Source organism: Streptomyces sp. NPDC014801, assembly GCF_043082085.1.
Lineage (GTDB): Bacteria > Actinomycetota > Actinomycetes > Streptomycetales > Streptomycetaceae > Streptomyces.
In genome coordinates, this window is the sequence record NZ_JBIBXG010000007.1 from 155,624 (window position 1) to 171,560 (window position 15,937).

General features: G+C 74.6%; 8 protein-coding genes. 1 reads left to right on the forward strand and 7 read right to left on the reverse strand.

The window, feature by feature from the left end; genetic code table 11:
* Nucleotides 1-46 precede the first annotated feature (46 nt).
* The 6 genes from ACF1AL_RS18205 to ACF1AL_RS18230 all read right to left on the reverse strand — a co-directional run bounded on the left by ACF1AL_RS18205 (nucleotide 47) and on the right by ACF1AL_RS18230 (nucleotide 12,529).
* A complete protein-coding gene (locus ACF1AL_RS18205; protein WP_391826513.1) occupies nucleotides 47-1,663 on the reverse strand; it encodes a serine/threonine-protein kinase in 1,617 nt (538 codons plus the stop codon).
* A 72-nt stretch (nucleotides 1,664-1,735) separates the two neighbouring features.
* Nucleotides 1,736-3,604, reverse strand: coding sequence for a protein kinase (locus tag ACF1AL_RS18210; RefSeq protein ID WP_391826515.1), 1,869 nt, complete (start codon nucleotides 3,602-3,604; stop codon nucleotides 1,736-1,738).
* A gap of 54 nt (nucleotides 3,605-3,658) precedes the next feature.
* Nucleotides 3,659-5,329, reverse strand: a complete 1,671-nt coding sequence (locus ACF1AL_RS18215) for a serine/threonine-protein kinase (protein ID WP_391826517.1) — start codon at nucleotides 5,327-5,329, stop codon at nucleotides 3,659-3,661.
* Nucleotides 5,330-5,501: 172 nt separating this feature from the next.
* A complete protein-coding gene (locus ACF1AL_RS18220; protein ID WP_391780483.1) occupies nucleotides 5,502-8,093 on the reverse strand; it encodes a protein kinase in 2,592 nt (863 codons plus the stop codon).
* Between the two features lie 162 nt (nucleotides 8,094-8,255).
* Nucleotides 8,256-10,385 carry a serine/threonine-protein kinase gene (locus ACF1AL_RS18225; protein WP_391826519.1) on the reverse strand — a complete coding sequence of 710 codons (2,130 nt, stop codon included), beginning with the start codon at nucleotides 10,383-10,385 and terminating at the stop codon, nucleotides 8,256-8,258.
* Nucleotides 10,386-10,822: 437 nt separating this feature from the next.
* Nucleotides 10,823-12,529, reverse strand: a complete 1,707-nt coding sequence (locus tag ACF1AL_RS18230; protein WP_391704035.1) for an FAD-dependent oxidoreductase — start codon at nucleotides 12,527-12,529, stop codon at nucleotides 10,823-10,825.
* Between the two features lie 336 nt (nucleotides 12,530-12,865).
* On the opposite strand from ACF1AL_RS18230, the gene ACF1AL_RS18235 reads away from it, so the two are divergent.
* The gene (locus ACF1AL_RS18235) at nucleotides 12,866-14,074 is read left to right on the forward strand and encodes a nucleotide sugar dehydrogenase (RefSeq protein ID WP_391826521.1); all 1,209 of its coding nucleotides are present in this window, start codon (nucleotides 12,866-12,868) and stop codon (nucleotides 14,072-14,074) included.
* 653 nt (nucleotides 14,075-14,727) lie between these two features.
* Here the strand turns inward: ACF1AL_RS18235 and ACF1AL_RS18240 are convergent.
* Nucleotides 14,728-15,852 carry a GuaB3 family IMP dehydrogenase-related protein gene (locus ACF1AL_RS18240; protein ID WP_103781492.1) on the reverse strand — a complete coding sequence of 375 codons (1,125 nt, stop codon included), beginning with the start codon at nucleotides 15,850-15,852 and terminating at the stop codon, nucleotides 14,728-14,730.
* Nucleotides 15,853-15,937 lie beyond the last annotated feature (85 nt).

A 15,937-nucleotide genomic window follows, 5' to 3' on the forward strand; every position in this document is an offset into this window, starting at 1 on the left:
GACGCCGCCTTGTCGACGCACGGCCGGGGCCGTTGGGGCCGCCGGTTCAGGGCTTGTCGACGTCGAAGTTGGCGATCGCCGTCCGCGCCACCTCGCGGCCCCGGTCCGTGAAGTCGCCCTTGCCGGGATAGCTCACGGTGAGCCGGTACATGTCGCCGGACGTGGTGCGGTAGTAGAAGACCTGCACCTCACGCGGGCGCGGGTGCTGGCTGTCGTTCGTGGTGTACGTGAGCGTGTTCCGCGCGGCCTCGCGGCCCTGGAACCGCTGGTTGGCCTCCGGCCGGCTGCGCGGACCGGCCGGCATCTCCCAGTCGTACTCGCCGCTCTGCTTGAACTCGCCGTCGTCCGCGTACATCTGCGCCGTCGAGGAGTCCGCGATCTTCTTGCCGGTGTCCTCGGACCTCTTGTCCAGGGACAGCCCGATCCAGATGCCGCCGCCGGCGTCGGTGTACGTCACCCAGTGGCCCTGGTCGTTCTTCGGGTCGGGCAGGGCGCGCACATAGTCCTCGGGCGCGGCGACGGTCGCGGCCAGCGCGCTCTCGTGGTGGGTCCTCCAGGTGTCCGGCAGCGGGCCGGCGAACGGGTCGGCGACCACCAGGTACCCGGCGACGGCGGCCGCGACCACGGCCGCGGCGACACCGGCCCAGGCGGCGCGGCCGAGCCGGACGCGGCGCCCGCCGCCGTCGACGTACCGCACGGCCTGCGTGGGCTGCGGCGCGGGCGGCTCGGCGGCCGCCTGGAGCAGGGCGCGCACCCGGGCCGCGGTGGGGCGCTGCGACGGGTCCTTGTGGAGCAGGCCGTTGATGGCCTCGGCCAGCGGGCCGGAGGCCGCGGCGGGCGGCGCGGGCGTGGCGTTGAGGACGGACTGCAGGGTGGCGGGGGTGTTGCTGCGGCGGAACGGCGAGACGCCCTCCGTCGCCGCGTACAGCACCACGCCGAGGGACCACAGGTCGGAGGCGGGGCCGGGGCGCTGTCCGAGGACCCGCTCGGGCGCGATGTACTCGGGGGAGCCGACGAAGCCGCCGGTGTCGGTGAGGCTGGTCTCGCCCTCGATCTGCGCGATGCCGAAGTCGGTGAGGACGATGCGGTGGTGGCGGCCGAGCAGGATGTTGTCCGGTTTGACGTCCCGGTGCAGGACGCCGGCCGCGTGCGCGGCCTCCAGCGCGCCCAGCACCTCCAGGCCGATCCGGGCGGCCTCGCGGGCGTCGAGCGTGCCCTCCTGGAGGACGTCGCCGAGCGAGCGGCCCTGCACCAGCTCCATCACGATCCACGGCCGGCCGTCGACCACGGCCACGTCGTGCACGGTGACGACCGCCGGGTGGTCGAGGCGGGCCGCCGCGCGTGCCTCGCGGCGCATCCGCTCGAACACGGTGTCCCGTTCGCGGTCGGGAAGGTGTTCGGGGACGCGGGGCTCCTTGACGGCGACCTCGCGGTCCACCGTCTCGTCCTTGGCCCGCCACACCGTGCCCATGCCGCCGTGGCCGAGCTTGGCGAGGAGGCGGTAGCGCCCGGCGAGGAGCCGTCCGGCGCCCGCGTCCCGACTCGCTTCGACGGCAGCGGTCACCGGAGGGGCCTGGGCCGGTACCGCGGCCGGGTCCGGCGGCTGCAGGACATAGCTGGTCGTCTCGTCGGCCCCGCGGCCGGCGCCCCCGTTGTCGTTCATGCCCCTATGCATATCGCTTCCGCCCGGTCACCCTCCAGCACGGCGTCCGAGCGGTCACCGACCCGTGACCGTTCAGGAACCGGTGAAGGTGTCCACGGCCACGTCGAAGTACTCGCGGGCCTCGCGCACCTTCCCGACCGGCGCCGACACCCATACGTCGTACAGCCGGCCGTTGTCCTCCCAGCACAGGTCGTAGGAGTGCCGGGGCCCCTCAGCGGCGGTGTACCCGTCCCAGGTGAACTCCCACAGCGCGGCGGGCCGTCCGCCGTGCGTGGTCTCGGTGACGGTGCCGTTGCGGTAACCGGGGTTGGTGTCGGGCCCGTTGGCGTCGGAGCGGCGCATCACGCCGATCGGGCCGCCGGGTTCGGGGTCGGACACCTTGACGCCGAGGCGGAAGGACTGGTCCGGGGAGAGGTAGAAGACCCGCACGCCCTGTGGCCGGCGGACGAATCCGTCGGGCACGGCGAGCCGGAAACCGGCCGGGTCGTCGGCCATCCGGTACCCGGAGGGCGCGGTGGGCCGGTCGGCGTGCGCGGTGGCCGGGGAGGCGCTGGCCGTGGGGGTGCCGGCCGAAGACGGCGAGCGGGTGACGGTGACCGTGGCGGCGGGCACGGGTGAGCTGTGCGCGGTCGCCGGGGAGGAGGCCCGGCCCGGCACGACGGGTGTGCCGCCCTTGTCGCCGCCCTGCATCAGCAGCGCCGCCGCCGACACGCCCGCCCCGGCCATCGCCGCGACGAGGAACGCGGCCACCAGCACGCCGCGGGTGGACCGCTCGGGCGGCCGGGCCGGTTCGCCGGCCGGTCCGGTGCGGGGCAGGTCGGTCTGCGTCGGCGTGCGCGGCGGCAGGCCGGGCGGGACGGCGTCCGCGGCGGTCCCCGGCGCCGGGCGGGCGGCCGGGGGCTGCGGGGCGGCACCGGCCGCGGACGGCCCGGACGGAGACGCGGACCGCGGCTCGTGCGGCGATCCGTACGCCGGCTGCTGCGGCGACTCGTGCGGCGGCTCGTGCGCGCGGCCGGGCTCCGGTGCCGTACCGAAGGAGTGGCCCGTGCCGGGCGTACCGCCGTGGGGAAGGGGCGGGCGGCGCGGGCGCTCGCCCGGTCGCGGCATGTGGCCGGTGTCGCGGTAGGCGCGCAGCAGCCGTTCGGCCTCCGTGGCGTCCAGCCGCCGCTCCGGGTCGCGCTCCAGCAGCCCGCGGACGACGGGCAACAGCGGCGCGGCCTGCTCCGGCGTGCGGATCTCGTCGACCACCACGGCGTGCAGGATGCCGCCCAGCGAGTCGCGCCGGAACGGCGATTCGCCGCTGAGGATCGTGCACAGCAGCGCGCCGAGCGACCACAGGTCGGAGGCGGGCCCGGTGGCGACGCCGGCCATCCGCTCGGGCGCGGTGTACTCGGGCGAGCCGACGAAGGAGCCGGTCTCGGTGAGGGTGGTGGCGCCCGCGACCTGCGCGATGCCGAAGTCGGTGAGGACGACGCGGTCGGTGCCGGACTCCAGGAGCACGTTGGCCGGTTTCAGGTCCCGGTGCAGCACGCCGGCCGCGTGTGCCGTGCGCAGCGCGCCCAGCAGGGCCACGCCGATCCGCGCGGCCTCGGCGGCGTCGACGGGGCCGCCGCGGGCGATCCGCTCGGCCAGGGTGCCGCCGTCGACCAGTTCCATGACGAGATAGGGGCGCCGGCCGTCCTCCACCACGTCGTGCACGACGACGATGTTCGGGTGCCGCAGCTGGGCGACCGCGCGGGCCTCGCGCAGCGTACGGTCGCGCTGGCGCCGTGCCTGCTCGGCGGAGAGGGTGTCGTCGAGGGCGATCTCCTTCACCGCCACCCGCCGGCCGAGCAGCTGGTCGGTGGCCCGCCACACGATGCCCATGCCGCCGCGGCCCAGCCGTGCCTCTAGCCGGTAGCGGCCCGCGATCAGCCGGGCATCCTCCCCCTGGGTCCCCATGAGCCCATCATGCCGCACCGGACGACCCCGCTCCGGGTCGCCCACCGGCCAGACCTACGAGGATGACTTCTCCTGCCAGCTGCGCAGGATCGCCTTGAACTGCTGCTGGGTGGTGGGCCAGTCCTCGGCCGGGCCGGACAGCAGCAGCGCGTACTCGGTGCCGTCGTCACCGAAGTACACCTCGTCCACGGCCCGCCGGGGGCCGGGGAACTTCGTGTCCTTGGCCAGCGCCGTGTAGCTGTACTCCCACAGCGAGGCCCGGTGGTCCCGGTAGGTGACGACCTCCAGCCGCTGCCGCCGGTAGTCGACGAGCCGGTGCAACTGCTTGTCCAGGGACAGCTGGTGCTGGTACGGGTCGTTGAAGTCGGGGTCGGTGTCGATGGCGACGCGCAGGAAGTGGTTGCCGTCGTCGGGCGTGTAGTCGATCTGCGTCAGGCCGTCCTTGTCGCTGAACAGCTGCCGCTGCCAGCCGTTGGGCAGGGCGAGCCCGAACCCCTGCGGGTCGTCGACCTGCTGCCAGTCGTCGGGCACGGCGGCCTGGTCGCCGCCGTCGTCCTCGCCCTTGGTGCCCTTGGTGCTGGGCGGCGAGGAGGTGACGGCCGGCCCGGGGTCGTCGCCGCGGCCCTGGTCCCACTGCTGGAGCACCACGGCCGTGCCGGCGCCGATGATCGCCGCCAGCGCCAGGACCAGCGCGACCGTGCGCGACCGGCGCCGCCGGGGCGGCGCGGCCGGCAGCTGCGTGGGCCCGACGGCGGTGGGACCGGTCACCGGGCGGTGCGGCGTGACCGCCTCCGGCGCGGGCGGCCTGTCGTACCCCGGGTGCGTCCCGCCGTGCCGGGTCGCCGCCGTGTCGAACTGCGGCCGGGGACCGCCGTGCTGGGTCGGCACATAGGCCTGCGCGCTGCCGGGCCGGCGGCCCTCGGCGGCCTCCGCGAGCATGTGCTCGGCCTCGCCGACGTCCGGCCGGGTGGCGGGGTCCTTGCGCAGCAGCGCGGCGATGACGGGCCCGAGCGGACCGGCGTACCGGGGCTGTTCGGCGTCCTCCTCGACGACGGCCTGCATGGTGGACAGCGGCGAGGTGCGCCGGAACGGCGAACGGCCCTCCACCGCCGTGTACAGCGTCGCGCCCAGCGCCCACAGGTCGGAGGAGGGGCCCGGGTCGTGCCCGCGGACCCGTTCGGGGGCGAGGTAGTCGACCGATCCGACGACCTCGCCGGTGCGGGTGATGGTCGTGTCGCCCTCGATCTGGGCGATGCCGAAGTCGGTGAGCAGGACGCGGCCGTCGTGGGACAGCAGCACGTTGCCGGGCTTGACGTCGCGGTGCAGCACACCGGCGGTGTGCGCGGCGCGCAGGGCGCGCAGCACCCACATGCCGATCCGGGCGGCCTCGGCGGGCTCGATCCGGCCCTGTTCCTTGACGGCGTCGGCGAGCGAGTGCCCCTCGACCAGCTCCATCACGATCCAGGGGCGGCCGTCGTGCTCCAGCACGTCGTGCACGGTGACGACGGCGGAGTGGTTGATGCGCGCGGCGGCGCGCGCCTCGGCACGGGTACGCGCGAGCAGGACCTGCCGGTCGCTGTCCGAGACATAGAGCGCCGCGGTCAGCTCCTTGATCGCGACGGCCCGGTGCAGCAACTCGTCGTGGGCGCGCCACACACGGCCCATGCCGCCGCTGCCGATCGAGTCGGCGAGCCGGTAGCGGCCCGCGAGGAGCAGGCCCTGCATCTGATTCACGTTGCCCCGCAATGGTCTTGACAGGGTCAGCGTAAAGACCGCGCCGCGTCCGGGGAACCGGCGGGGTGCCACGGTGACCTCACTGTGACGGTTGTCGCTTTGAGTGACGACGGGCAACCAAAGTGGCCGGTGATGCGTACGCCCGGTTTGTGGGGGTCGCCGCTCAACCCGTGTACTGGTAACTGGCCGACGCCTGCTCGTACAGCCGTGTCACCTCGTCCCGTTCCGCCTCCGGGCCGCGCACCTGCACCACGTGGTAGCGGCCTCCGACGAGCAGCGCCAGATTGCGCACGTACAGCTCGCGCCCGTCGGCGCCGGTCCAGGTGAACTGCCCCTCCGCCATGGTCCGTCCGCCCACCTGGATCGTCTTCAGGCCGGTGGCCGTGGCCCAGGAGGAGTCCCGGTACGGCTGCAGCTCCGGCTCGCTCTCCCGCTGGTACGCCATCGGGTCGGTGCCGTAGCGGGACGCGGTGTCCCGGCCGGGCACCACGAGGAGCTCGAAGCCGCCGTGACGGTACGTCACCTGACCGCGCCCGTTGCCCGGGGTGCGCTGCCAGCCGTCGGCCACGGCCACCCGGAACCCGGCCGGGTCCCGGCGCACGGTGAACCCGGCGGCGACGGTGGACCCGGTGGTCTGCGCCTCGGTCGAACCGGCCGAGGCCGCGGGGCCGTTGCCGTCGTCGTCCCCCGTGCCGGGCGAGGTCTGGTCCGGGCGGGGCGCGCTGCTCGCCGCCGGCTCCCGTGAGGCGGCCCCGGCCGCGCCGGTCCGCTCGGCACCGCGGTCGTCGGCGCTGCCGGACTTCGGCAGGAACAGCACGGCGTACGCGACCGCCGCGGCCAGCAGGAGCAGGATCAGCAGGAGCAGGGTACGGCCGAGGCTGCGCGGCGAACGCTCCCGCGGCGCGGCCCGCTTGTGCCGGCCGTGCTCGGCGGGCAGCCCGGCGCGCCGCCGCCGCACCAGCTCGCCCCGGCGCCGTACGACGGGCAGCCTGCCGGGGTCGGCGGGCGGCGCGGCCACCACGTGCACGCCGGCCTCCGGCTCGGGCGCGGACCGTACGAGGGAGCGCAGCCAGCCGCTCAGTTCCTCGAAGTCGATGCGGTCGGTGGGGTCCTGACGCAGCAGCGACTCCACGACCGGCCGCAGCGGGCCGCACTCCTCGGCGAAGGCGGGCGGCTCGGCGCACACCATCTGCACCAGTTCGGCCGTGGACTCCTCCGGGTAGGGCGCGTGCCCCTGGACGGCCCGGAAGAGCAGCGCGCCGAGCGCCCACAGGTCGGTCGCGGGCCCGATGGGCGCGGCGAGCTGCCAGTTCTCGTGCACCGGCCCGGCCTGCTCCGGCGCCCACCGCTCGGTCACCGCCCCCACCACGGCCATCCGCGTCTGCCGCGCCCGCTCGGCGGCGAGCGCGGTACGGGGACCGCGCGGGGAGGGAGCACCGGCGGCGGGGGCACCCCAGGAGGCGGAGGCCGCACGGCTGCCGGGGGCCTCAAGGGCGTGCGGTGCGTCGCCGGGGCGGCCGGGGGTGTGCGGTGCGGGGACGTCGGGTGCGGGGGTGCCGCCGCGCACGCCGTAGGGGTCGGCGATCCGGCCGGGGGGCACTGTGTGGTCCGGGTCGCGGGGGTCGAAGCCGGCGGGGTACGGCTGGGGCCGGCCACCGGTGTCGTAGGGCCGGCGCGGACCGCCGATGCCGTACCCAGGCCGCTCGTCGTCCCCTCGGGGACCGGGCAGGTCCGCATCGGCCGGGGGCCGCGCGCCGGGAAGCGCCATCCGGTGGGCCTGCGCGCCGCGCTGGGCCTCCTGCACCCGGGCCGCCGCCTGCGCGCCCGCCCGGTAGGCGGCGATCGCGCCGGCCCGTGCCGCGCGGACGTCCTCGGCGCTGCCGGCGTCCGTCGCCCGGGACGGCACCGCCGCCCCGCCGCCCCCGGGCCCCGGCAGCCCGCGCGCGGCTCGCGCCTGGATCGCGGCCCGCCGCGCGGTCTCGGCGTCCAGGGCAGCGCCCGCCCCGGCGGAGCGGCCCGGCCGGCCGTCCCGCTCGCCGCCGGCTGCGGTGCCGCCGCCATAGGCGGGCTCCGCTCCCAGGCCGCCACCGCCGCCCTGCCCGGGCTCGTCAGCGGCCTCGTCGGCCTCGTCCCGCTGCTCCGCCGGCACCGGGTCGTACCCGCACAGTGCCTCCTCGGCCGCGCCGACCGCGAGCCCGGTGAGCATCACCCGGCCGTCGTCGCAGACCAGGACGGTACGGGCGGTGATGTTGCGGTGCACCCAGCCGTGCCCGTGCAGCACGCGCAGCGCCATCAGCACGTCGGAGGCGACCTCGGCCGCGCGGTACGGCGTCAGCGGCTGCTCGGCCAGCAGCGCCGCCAGCGGCCGCGCCGCGACCAGCTCGCTGACGATCCACAGCGAACCGCCCTCGGCGAACACGTCGAAGACCTGGTCCAGCCGGGGATGGTCGGGTATCCGCGCCACCGCCTGCACGGCCTCCACCGCCCGCCGTACGACGGGATCGGCGGGCCGCCGCACGTCCGGGCCCGCGCCGCGCCCGGCGCCCCGGCGCTCCCGCGGGGTGAACCCGGCCGGCAGGCCCTCGGCGTCCAGCACCTCCGCCTCGACGACCTCGGGCAACGGCACCTGGCGGACCAGGACTTCCTGCCCGCTGTAGGTGTCGAAGGCGCGGGTCTCGGTGAGTTCGTACGCGTCGGACGGCGGCAGCGGCAGGCGGTAGCGGTCGGCGAGGACCCGTCCCGCGTAGTCGTCCACGTTGCCTCCCCCGGCCGCCCGGTCACATCCGTTCGCCACACGGCCCGTTGTGGTCGTCCCCGTCGATGCGTACGGTCCGCAACCACTCACGATACGTGCCGGAGGCAACCCGCAGAGAGGGGTTGCCCCATCTCGGCCGATCGAACGCGCGGACGGCCACGGTCACTTCTTCGGCTGGAAGGTCTCCGTCAGCGTCTGCCAGGTCTGCCGGCGCAGGTCCGCGTCCCAGCCCGCGGCCTTCGCCGTGTACATCAGCCCGTACCCCAGCCGGCCGTTCACCACGAACCCACGGTCGATGGTGCGGTAGGTGGTGCCGTCCTCGACGTAGGTGAACTCCCAGTCGGCCGTGTTCCAGCCGCGGTAGTCCACCTTCGCGATGCGCACCTTGGTGTACTGGGAGCGCGTCATGGACCGCTCCTGGTTGCGCCAGTCCGCGACCGGGTCGTCCTTCGGCTCGGTCGTCCAGCCCACGAGCAGCTTCTGCCCGTCCGGGCCGGTGAAACGGTCCCCCGCCGAGCCCGTGGACGCGTACTTCCACCCCGCGGGCAACCCGATCGAGTAGCCCTGGCCGCCCTGATGGGTGCTCACCACCGGCGCACCCGCGCTGCCGGCCGGGCCGGCGCTCGTGCCGGGCGTGCCCGCGCCGCCCGTGGCCGGCGTCGCCGCGGACGATCCCGGCGCGGTGGCCGACGCGGAACCGTCCGCGCGGGTGGCGCCGCCCTTGTCGCCCTTGTCGCCCTTGCCGCCCTGGTCCTGCTTGGTGTCCGCGCCCGCGCTCACCGCGGAACCGGACGGCCGCGCCCCCTGCGCGCCCTTGCCGTCGCCGTCGTCGCCGCTCAGGGCGAAGGCCAGCACGGTCCCGAGCACGGCCAGCACCACGACCACCGCGATGATCACCAGGGTGCGCTTGGGCACGACGTCGGTCAGCGGCGCCCGGGGCACCGGACGCGGCGGCAGGTCCAGGTCCGGCGGCGGCACGACGTTCCAGCCGGAGCCCCCGGTGGTCTTCGGCTCCCCGGCGGCACCGGCCGCCCCGCCCCGGCGGGCACCGGGCACGGTGGGACCGGCCGCCCCGGACACTCCACCGGCCTTGCCCGCCGTGGCCGACGCCGTCGTGGCGGACTTGCCTGCCCTGGCGGCCTTGCCGGCCTTGCCGGCCTGGGCCGGGGTGCCGGATCCGGAGGGGCCGGGGACCGCCGTCGTCGCGCCGTCCGACGGGGCGCCGGACGCGCCGCCGTCACCGGAACCGCCACGCGTCGCCGTACCGGACGCGCCCGCCACGGCGGCCGCCTTGCGCACGGACCGCAGCGCACCGCGCAGCCGCTCCGCCGCCTCCTCGCCCCGCCTGCCCGTGGGCCCGGCCGGCTGAGGCGGCAGCGGCACCACCTTCGTGGCGTCCGCCGGCTCCGGCTCGTCCGGCGCGTTGATGACGGCCTTGAGCATCACCCGGGCACCGGCGTCGTCCAGCCGCTGGTCCGGGTCCTTGGTGAGCAGCCCGTAGATGACGTCCTTGAGCGGCCCCGCGTTCTTCGGCTCCTCCAGCGGCTCGGTCATCACCGCGGTGAGCGTGGCGATCGCCGACCCCTTGTCGTACGGCGGGGCGCCCTCCACCGCCGCGTAGAGCAGCCCGCCCAGCGACCACAGGTCGGCCGCCGGTCCCGGCTTGTGCCCGCGGGCCCGCTCCGGGGAGATGTAGGAGGGCGCTCCGACGAGCATGCCGGTGGAGGTGATGGACGGGTCGCCCTCGACCTGCGCGATGCCGAAGTCGGTGAGCACGACCCGGCCGTCGTCGGCGATGAGCACGTTGGACGGCTTCACGTCGCGGTGCAGGATGCCCTCGCGGTGGGCCGAGCGCAGCACGTCGAGGATGGCGAGCCCGACCTCGGCCGCGCGCCGCGGCTCCAGCAGCCCGTCCTCGCGGATGACCTCGGCGAGCGACTTGCCCTCGACGAGCTCCATCACAATCCAGGGCCGGTCGTCCTCCTGGACCACGTCGAAGACGGTCACCGCGCCGGTGTTGCGGATCCGCGCGATCGCCTTGGCCTCGCGCAGCGTGCGCGTGATGAGCCGGCGCTTCTCCTCCTCGTCGATGTTCGACGGGAAGCGCAGCTCCTTGACCGCGACCGTCCGCCCGAGGGTCTCGTCCGTGGCCCGCCACACGGTGCCCATGCCGCCGCGGCCGAGCACGCCCTCCAGCCGGTACCGCCCGGCGAGGAGACGCTCGCTCCTGTCCTGACGAGAGTCCTGACGAGTGTCCTGACGAGGTGTCCCCGCCCGCTCCGCCTCCGACATGCGTCCCCTCAAACCAACCCGCCCTGACAGAGCCTCCATTGTCCCTCACCCGACAAGTGCCCGACGCACCCAGGGTGCCCCTGGGACGCGGACGGCCCACCGGGCCGGAAGGCGACCGCCCGGGCCACCGCGACCGGGGTGAACCCCTGCTTCCCTCGGCCCGCGTGAGGGGGCGGCGACACGGGGGCGCGGAGGGAGGCGACCACGGCGTCGCCACGGCGGGACAGGAACCGGTGGGCGGCGGGCGGGACGGGAGGACGCAGATTGCGCAGGACGCGGGTCGCGCGGGGCACGGGTGACGGGGCGTCGACGGCGGGCGGCGCACCGCAGAAGGCTGACGACGGACGGCGGATCGCAGGCCGCCGCCCACGCCGCGCCCGCCATGCGCCGTCCGCGTCCCGCCTCCCGCCTCCCGCCTCCCGCCTCCCGCCTCCCGCCTACAACGGCACGATGTCCGGCGCCCCCAAGCGGGCCGCGTCCGCCGTCTGGTCGTCCGGCTGGAGTTGGGACTCGCGTTCCGCCTCCACCCGCTTCTCGTAGTGCTGGACCTCGCGGTCGATCTGGTCCTTGTCCCAGCCCAGCACCGGCGCCATCAGCTCGGCGGCCTCGCGGGCGCTGCGGGTGCCGCGGTCGAAGGTCTCGATGGAGATGCGGGTGCGCCGGGTCAGCACGTCGTCCAGGTGCCGCGCGCTCTCGTGGGAGGCGGCGTAGACGATCTCGGCGCGCAGGTAGTCGTCGGCGAACTGCAGCGGCTCGCCGAGCGCGGGGTCGTCGGCGATGAGGTCGAGGAGTTCCTCGGTCATCGCGCCGTAACGGTTCAGCAGGTGCTCGATCCGGACCACGTGCAGCCCGGTGCGCGCGGCGATGCGCGCCCGCGCGTTCCACAGCGCCCGGTAGCCCTCCGCGCCCAGCAGCGGGACCTCCTCGGTGACGCAGTCGGCGACCCGCATGTCGAGCCCGTGCACCGCCTCGTCGACGGCGTCCTTGGCCATCACCCGGTACGTCGTGTACTTGCCGCCCGCGACCACGACCAGCCCCGGCGCGGGATGCGCCACGGTGTGCTCGCGCGACAGCTTGCTGGTGGCGTCGGACTCGCCGGCCAGCAGCGGCCGCAGGCCCGCGTAGACGCCCTCGACGTCGTCCCGGGTGAGCGGCACCGCCAGCACGGAGTTGACGTGTTCCAGCAGGTAGTCGATGTCGGCGCTGGAGGCGGCCGGGTGCGCCTTGTCGAGGTTCCACTCGGTGTCGGTGGTGCCGACGATCCAGTGCCGGCCCCACGGGATCACGAAGAGGACGGACTTCTCGGTGCGCAGGATCAGCCCCGTGGAGGAGCTGATGCGGTCGCGCGGCACGACCAGGTGGATGCCCTTGGAGGCGCGCACGTGGAACTGCCCGCGCTCCCCCACCATGGCCTGCGTGTCGTCGGTCCACACGCCCGTGGCGTTGACGATCTGCTTGGCGCGGACCTCGTACTCCTCGCCGCCCTCGACGTCCTTGACCCGGGCCCCGACGACCCGCTCGCCCTCGCGCAGGAAACCCGTCACCCGGGCCCGGTTGGCCACCTTCGCGCCGTAGGACGCGGCGGTGCGCACCAGGGTGGTGACGAAGCGGGCGTCGTCCATCTGGGCGTCGTAGTACTGCAGGGCGCCGACCAGCGCGTCCTTCTTCAAGCAGGGGGCGACGCGCAGGGCGTGACGGCGGGTCAGGTGCCGGTGCAGGGGAAGGCCGCGGCCGTGCCCGCGGGCCATGGACATCGCGTCGTAGAGCGCGACGCCCGAGCCCGCGTACCACCGCTCCCAGCCCTTGTGCTGCAGCGGGTAGAGGAACGGCACCGGCTTCACCAGGTGGGGGGCGATCCGCTCCAGCAGCAGACCGCGCTCCTTCAGTGCCTCCCGTACGAGGGCGAAGTCGAGCATCTCCAGATAGCGCAGGCCGCCGTGGATCAGCTTGCTGGACCTGCTGGACGTGCCCGAGGCCCAGTCGCGCGCCTCGACCAGGCCCGTGGACAGTCCACGGGTCACGGCGTCGAGCGCGGTGCCCGCGCCGACGACGCCGGCTCCGATCACCAGCACGTCCAGTTCCCGCTCGGCCATCGCCGCCAGGGACTCGGCACGCTGCGCCGGCCCCAGTGTCGCTGTCCTCACCGCTGCCTCCCGCATCTCATCCGCGTCGGCCGCACCCGTCGGGCGAAGCCCGCTCCCCAGGTCCTGCCGCCGCGTTCCAGCCGTCCGCTCGGCGGGCGGGTGCCCCACGGCGTCGGGGCCTAGCGCTCATGCCCAAATTCTGACGGTCTTACCCGACATCAGCCACCACGCGAGCCACAGCCTGTGGACAACCGGCGGCCACGCCCACGGAAACGCACACGAACAATCCCTCATATCGGTCATATTTACCCGTAGTCTGACATTGCGCTCGCTCATTCTGTCCACCGGGCTTGCGCACCTGTCCCGCTTCGGTTACTGGGAAGGACGGCCCACGCCATGCCCGCAGATCTCGCCGTCATCGGACTCGGCCCGCTCGGCCTGCCCCTGGCCCAGGCCGCCGTCGCCGCCGGCATTCCCACCGTCGGCTACCGCACCGGCCCGGAAGCCTCCTCCCTCACCCCCGCCGAACTGCGCCGGATGCTCTCGGGGGGCTTCCGGCAGCCCACCGGCCCCGCCGAGCTGGGCCGGGTCCGCACCGCCGTCATCTGTGCCCCCACCCCGCGCGGCGCCGACGGCGAGCTCGACCTCTCCCAGGTCGAGACGGCCGCGCGCACCCTGGCCGAGCGGCTGCGCCCCCACACCACCGTGATCCTGGAATCGCCGGTGCCGCCGGGGACGACCGAGGACTTCCTGCGCCCGCTGCTGGAGCGCGGCTCGGGTCTGCGCGCGGGGCGCGACTTCCACCTCGCCTATTCACCCAGTCGGGTGGATCCCGCCAACCGCGACCACACGCCGGCCACCACCCCCAAGGTCATCGGCGGCCTCACCCCCGCCTGCACCGAGTCGGCGGCGGCCTTCTACAGCCGGCTCACCGACAAGGTGGTACGCGCGCGTGGTCTGCGGGAGGCCGAGACCGTGCAGGTCCTGGAGGCCAATTACCGGCACGTCAACATGGCCCTCGTCAACGAGATGGCCGTCCTCTGCCACGAGCTGGGCGTCGACCTGTGGGACGTCATCCGCTGCGCGGAGACCAAGCCGTTCGGCTTCCAGGCCTTCCGTCCCGGCCCCGGCGTCGGCGGCCACTCCGTCCCGCAGGACCTGTCGAGCAAGACGGTCCGCGGACTGCGCATGGTGGAACTGGCCCAGCAGGTCAACAGCCGCATGCCCCGGTACGTCGTCCAGCGCGCCGCGGCCCTGCTCAACGAGCACGGCAAGTCCGCCCGCGGCGCCCGTGTGCTGCTCCTCGGCGTCACCTACAAGCCCGACCTCGCCGACCAGCAGGGCACGCCGGCCGAGGAGATCGCGACGGCGCTGATGAAGCTCGGCGCGGCCGTCAGCTACCACGACCCGCTCGTCCCGTCCTGGAACGTCCTGGACCGCCCGGTCCCCCGCGCCGACTCCCTCTACGAGGCGGCCGCCGACGCCGACCTGACGATCCTGCTCCAGCAGCACCGCACGTACGACCTCCAGGGCCTGTCGGTGAAGGCCCAGCTACTGCTGGACACACGGGGAGCCACCCCCACGGGGGCGGCGCACCGGTTGTGACCGGGGGCGCGCGGTGGTGCGAGGCGGCCGGGCTGGTGGCGTGAGAGATCGCCCACCGGTAACTTGGAATCGGGTGGAGCCCACCGCAGTAGGCGCTGCGGCAGGCTCCTGATGGATCACGGGTGTCCGTCCCTAGTTCTCGTAGGGACGGCCGCTCACCATCCAGAATGGGTGGAGCCCACCGCAGAGGGCACTGCGGCAGGCTCCTGATGGATCACGGGTGTCCGTCCCTAGCTCATGTAGGGACGGCCGCTCACCATCCGAAAAGTCGCAAGATTCACCTCCTCCGGAACTTCACCAGCCGAAGCCGGATCTCGTCCCAGCGAGTGGGCTTGCGATGGCGTCCCATGGGCGCCCCCTTCCACGACACCGCCCAGTGCCCGGTGGACGGTCCGTTCGGAACGCGGGCCGGTCCCCGCGGGCGCGGGTCCGGAACCATGTCCTTGGAAGGGGGCGACCCAGAGAGCTGGGGTCGCCGATCACGGACACTACCGCCCGCTTACGCCCGTTCAGCCCACATTCGCCCGGAACGCAACCACGCGCCCCCTTCCGCGCCATGCGCCCCCTGACCAGGCACGACGCGCGCGTGCGCACGCGAGAGGGCCGGTCACCCCGGCGGGGTGACCGGCCCTCTCGGCCGTTCGGTGGGGCGGCTAGCGGCGGTGCTGGGAGTCCGCGACCGTCACCTCGACGCGCTGGAACTCCTTCAGCTCGCTGTAGCCGGTGGTGGCCATCGCGCGGCGCAGGGCGCCGAAGAAGTTCATCGAGCCGTCCGGCGTGTGCGAGGGACCCGTGAGGATCTCCTCGATCGTGCCGACCGTGCCCAGGTCGACCTTCTGGCCGCGCGGCAGCTCCTCGTTGACGGCCTCCATGCCCCAGTGGTGGCCCTTGCCCGGCGCGTCCGTGCCACGGGCGAGCGGGGAGCCCATCATCACCGCGTCGGCGCCGCAGGCGATCGCCTTGGGCAGGTCGCCGGACCAGCCGACACCGCCGTCCGCGATGACGTGCACGTACCGGCCGCCGGACTCGTCCATGTAGTCGCGGCGGGCGGCGGCCACGTCGGCGACCGCGGTGGCCATCGGGACCTGGATGCCCAGCACGTTGCGCGTGGTGTGCGCGGCGCCGCCGCCGAAGCCGACGAGGACACCCGCCGCGCCGGTGCGCATCAGGTGCAGCGCGGCGGTGTACGTGGCGCAGCCGCCGACGATCACCGGAACGTCCAGCTCGTAGATGAACTGCTTGAGGTTCAGCGGCTCGTGCGAGGACGACACGTGCTCCGCCGACACCGTCGTACCGCGGATGACGAAGATGTCCACGCCCGCGTCCACGACGGCCTTGGAGAACTGGGCCGTGCGCTGCGGGGAGAGCGCGGCGGCGGTGACCACGCCCGAGTCGCGCACCTCCTTGATGCGCTGCCCGATCAGCTCCTCCTTGATCGGCGCCGCGTACACCTCCTGGAGGCGGCGCGTCGCGGCCTCTGCCGGCAGCTCGGCGATCTCGTCGAGCAGCGGCTGCGGGTCCTCGTACCGCGTCCACAGGCCTTCGAGGTTCAGCACGCCGAGGCCGCCGAGCTCGCCGATGCGGATGGCGGTCGCCGGGGAGACGACGGAGTCCATGGGGGCGGCCAGGAAGGGCAGCTCGAAGCGGTAGGCGTCGATCTGCCAGGCGATCGAGACCTCCTTCGGGTCCCGCGTACGGCGGCTGGGGACGACGGCGATGTCGTCGAAGGCGTACGCCCGGCGGCCGCGCTTGCCGCGCCCGATCTCGATCTCAGTCACGTTGGTGGCCTTTCCCTGATGCGTTGCAGCGCCTTCCAGTATCCCCGACGGCTGTGACAGAAGCCCGCCCCCGGTACGACAACGG

Coding starts and splice junctions, on each gene's coding strand:
- ACF1AL_RS18215 (WP_391826517.1), bottom strand. CDS start 5,329: ATGCAGGGCCTGCTCCTCGCGGGCCGCTACCGGCTCGCCGACTCGATC.
- ACF1AL_RS18205 (WP_391826513.1), bottom strand. CDS start 1,663: ATGAACGACAACGGGGGCGCCGGCCGCGGGGCCGACGAGACGACCAGC.
- ACF1AL_RS18235 (WP_391826521.1), top strand. CDS start 12,866: ATGCCCGCAGATCTCGCCGTCATCGGACTCGGCCCGCTCGGCCTGCCC.
- ACF1AL_RS18225 (WP_391826519.1), bottom strand. CDS start 10,385: ATGTCGGAGGCGGAGCGGGCGGGGACACCTCGTCAGGACACTCGTCAG.
- ACF1AL_RS18210 (WP_391826515.1), bottom strand. CDS start 3,604: ATGGGGACCCAGGGGGAGGATGCCCGGCTGATCGCGGGCCGCTACCGG.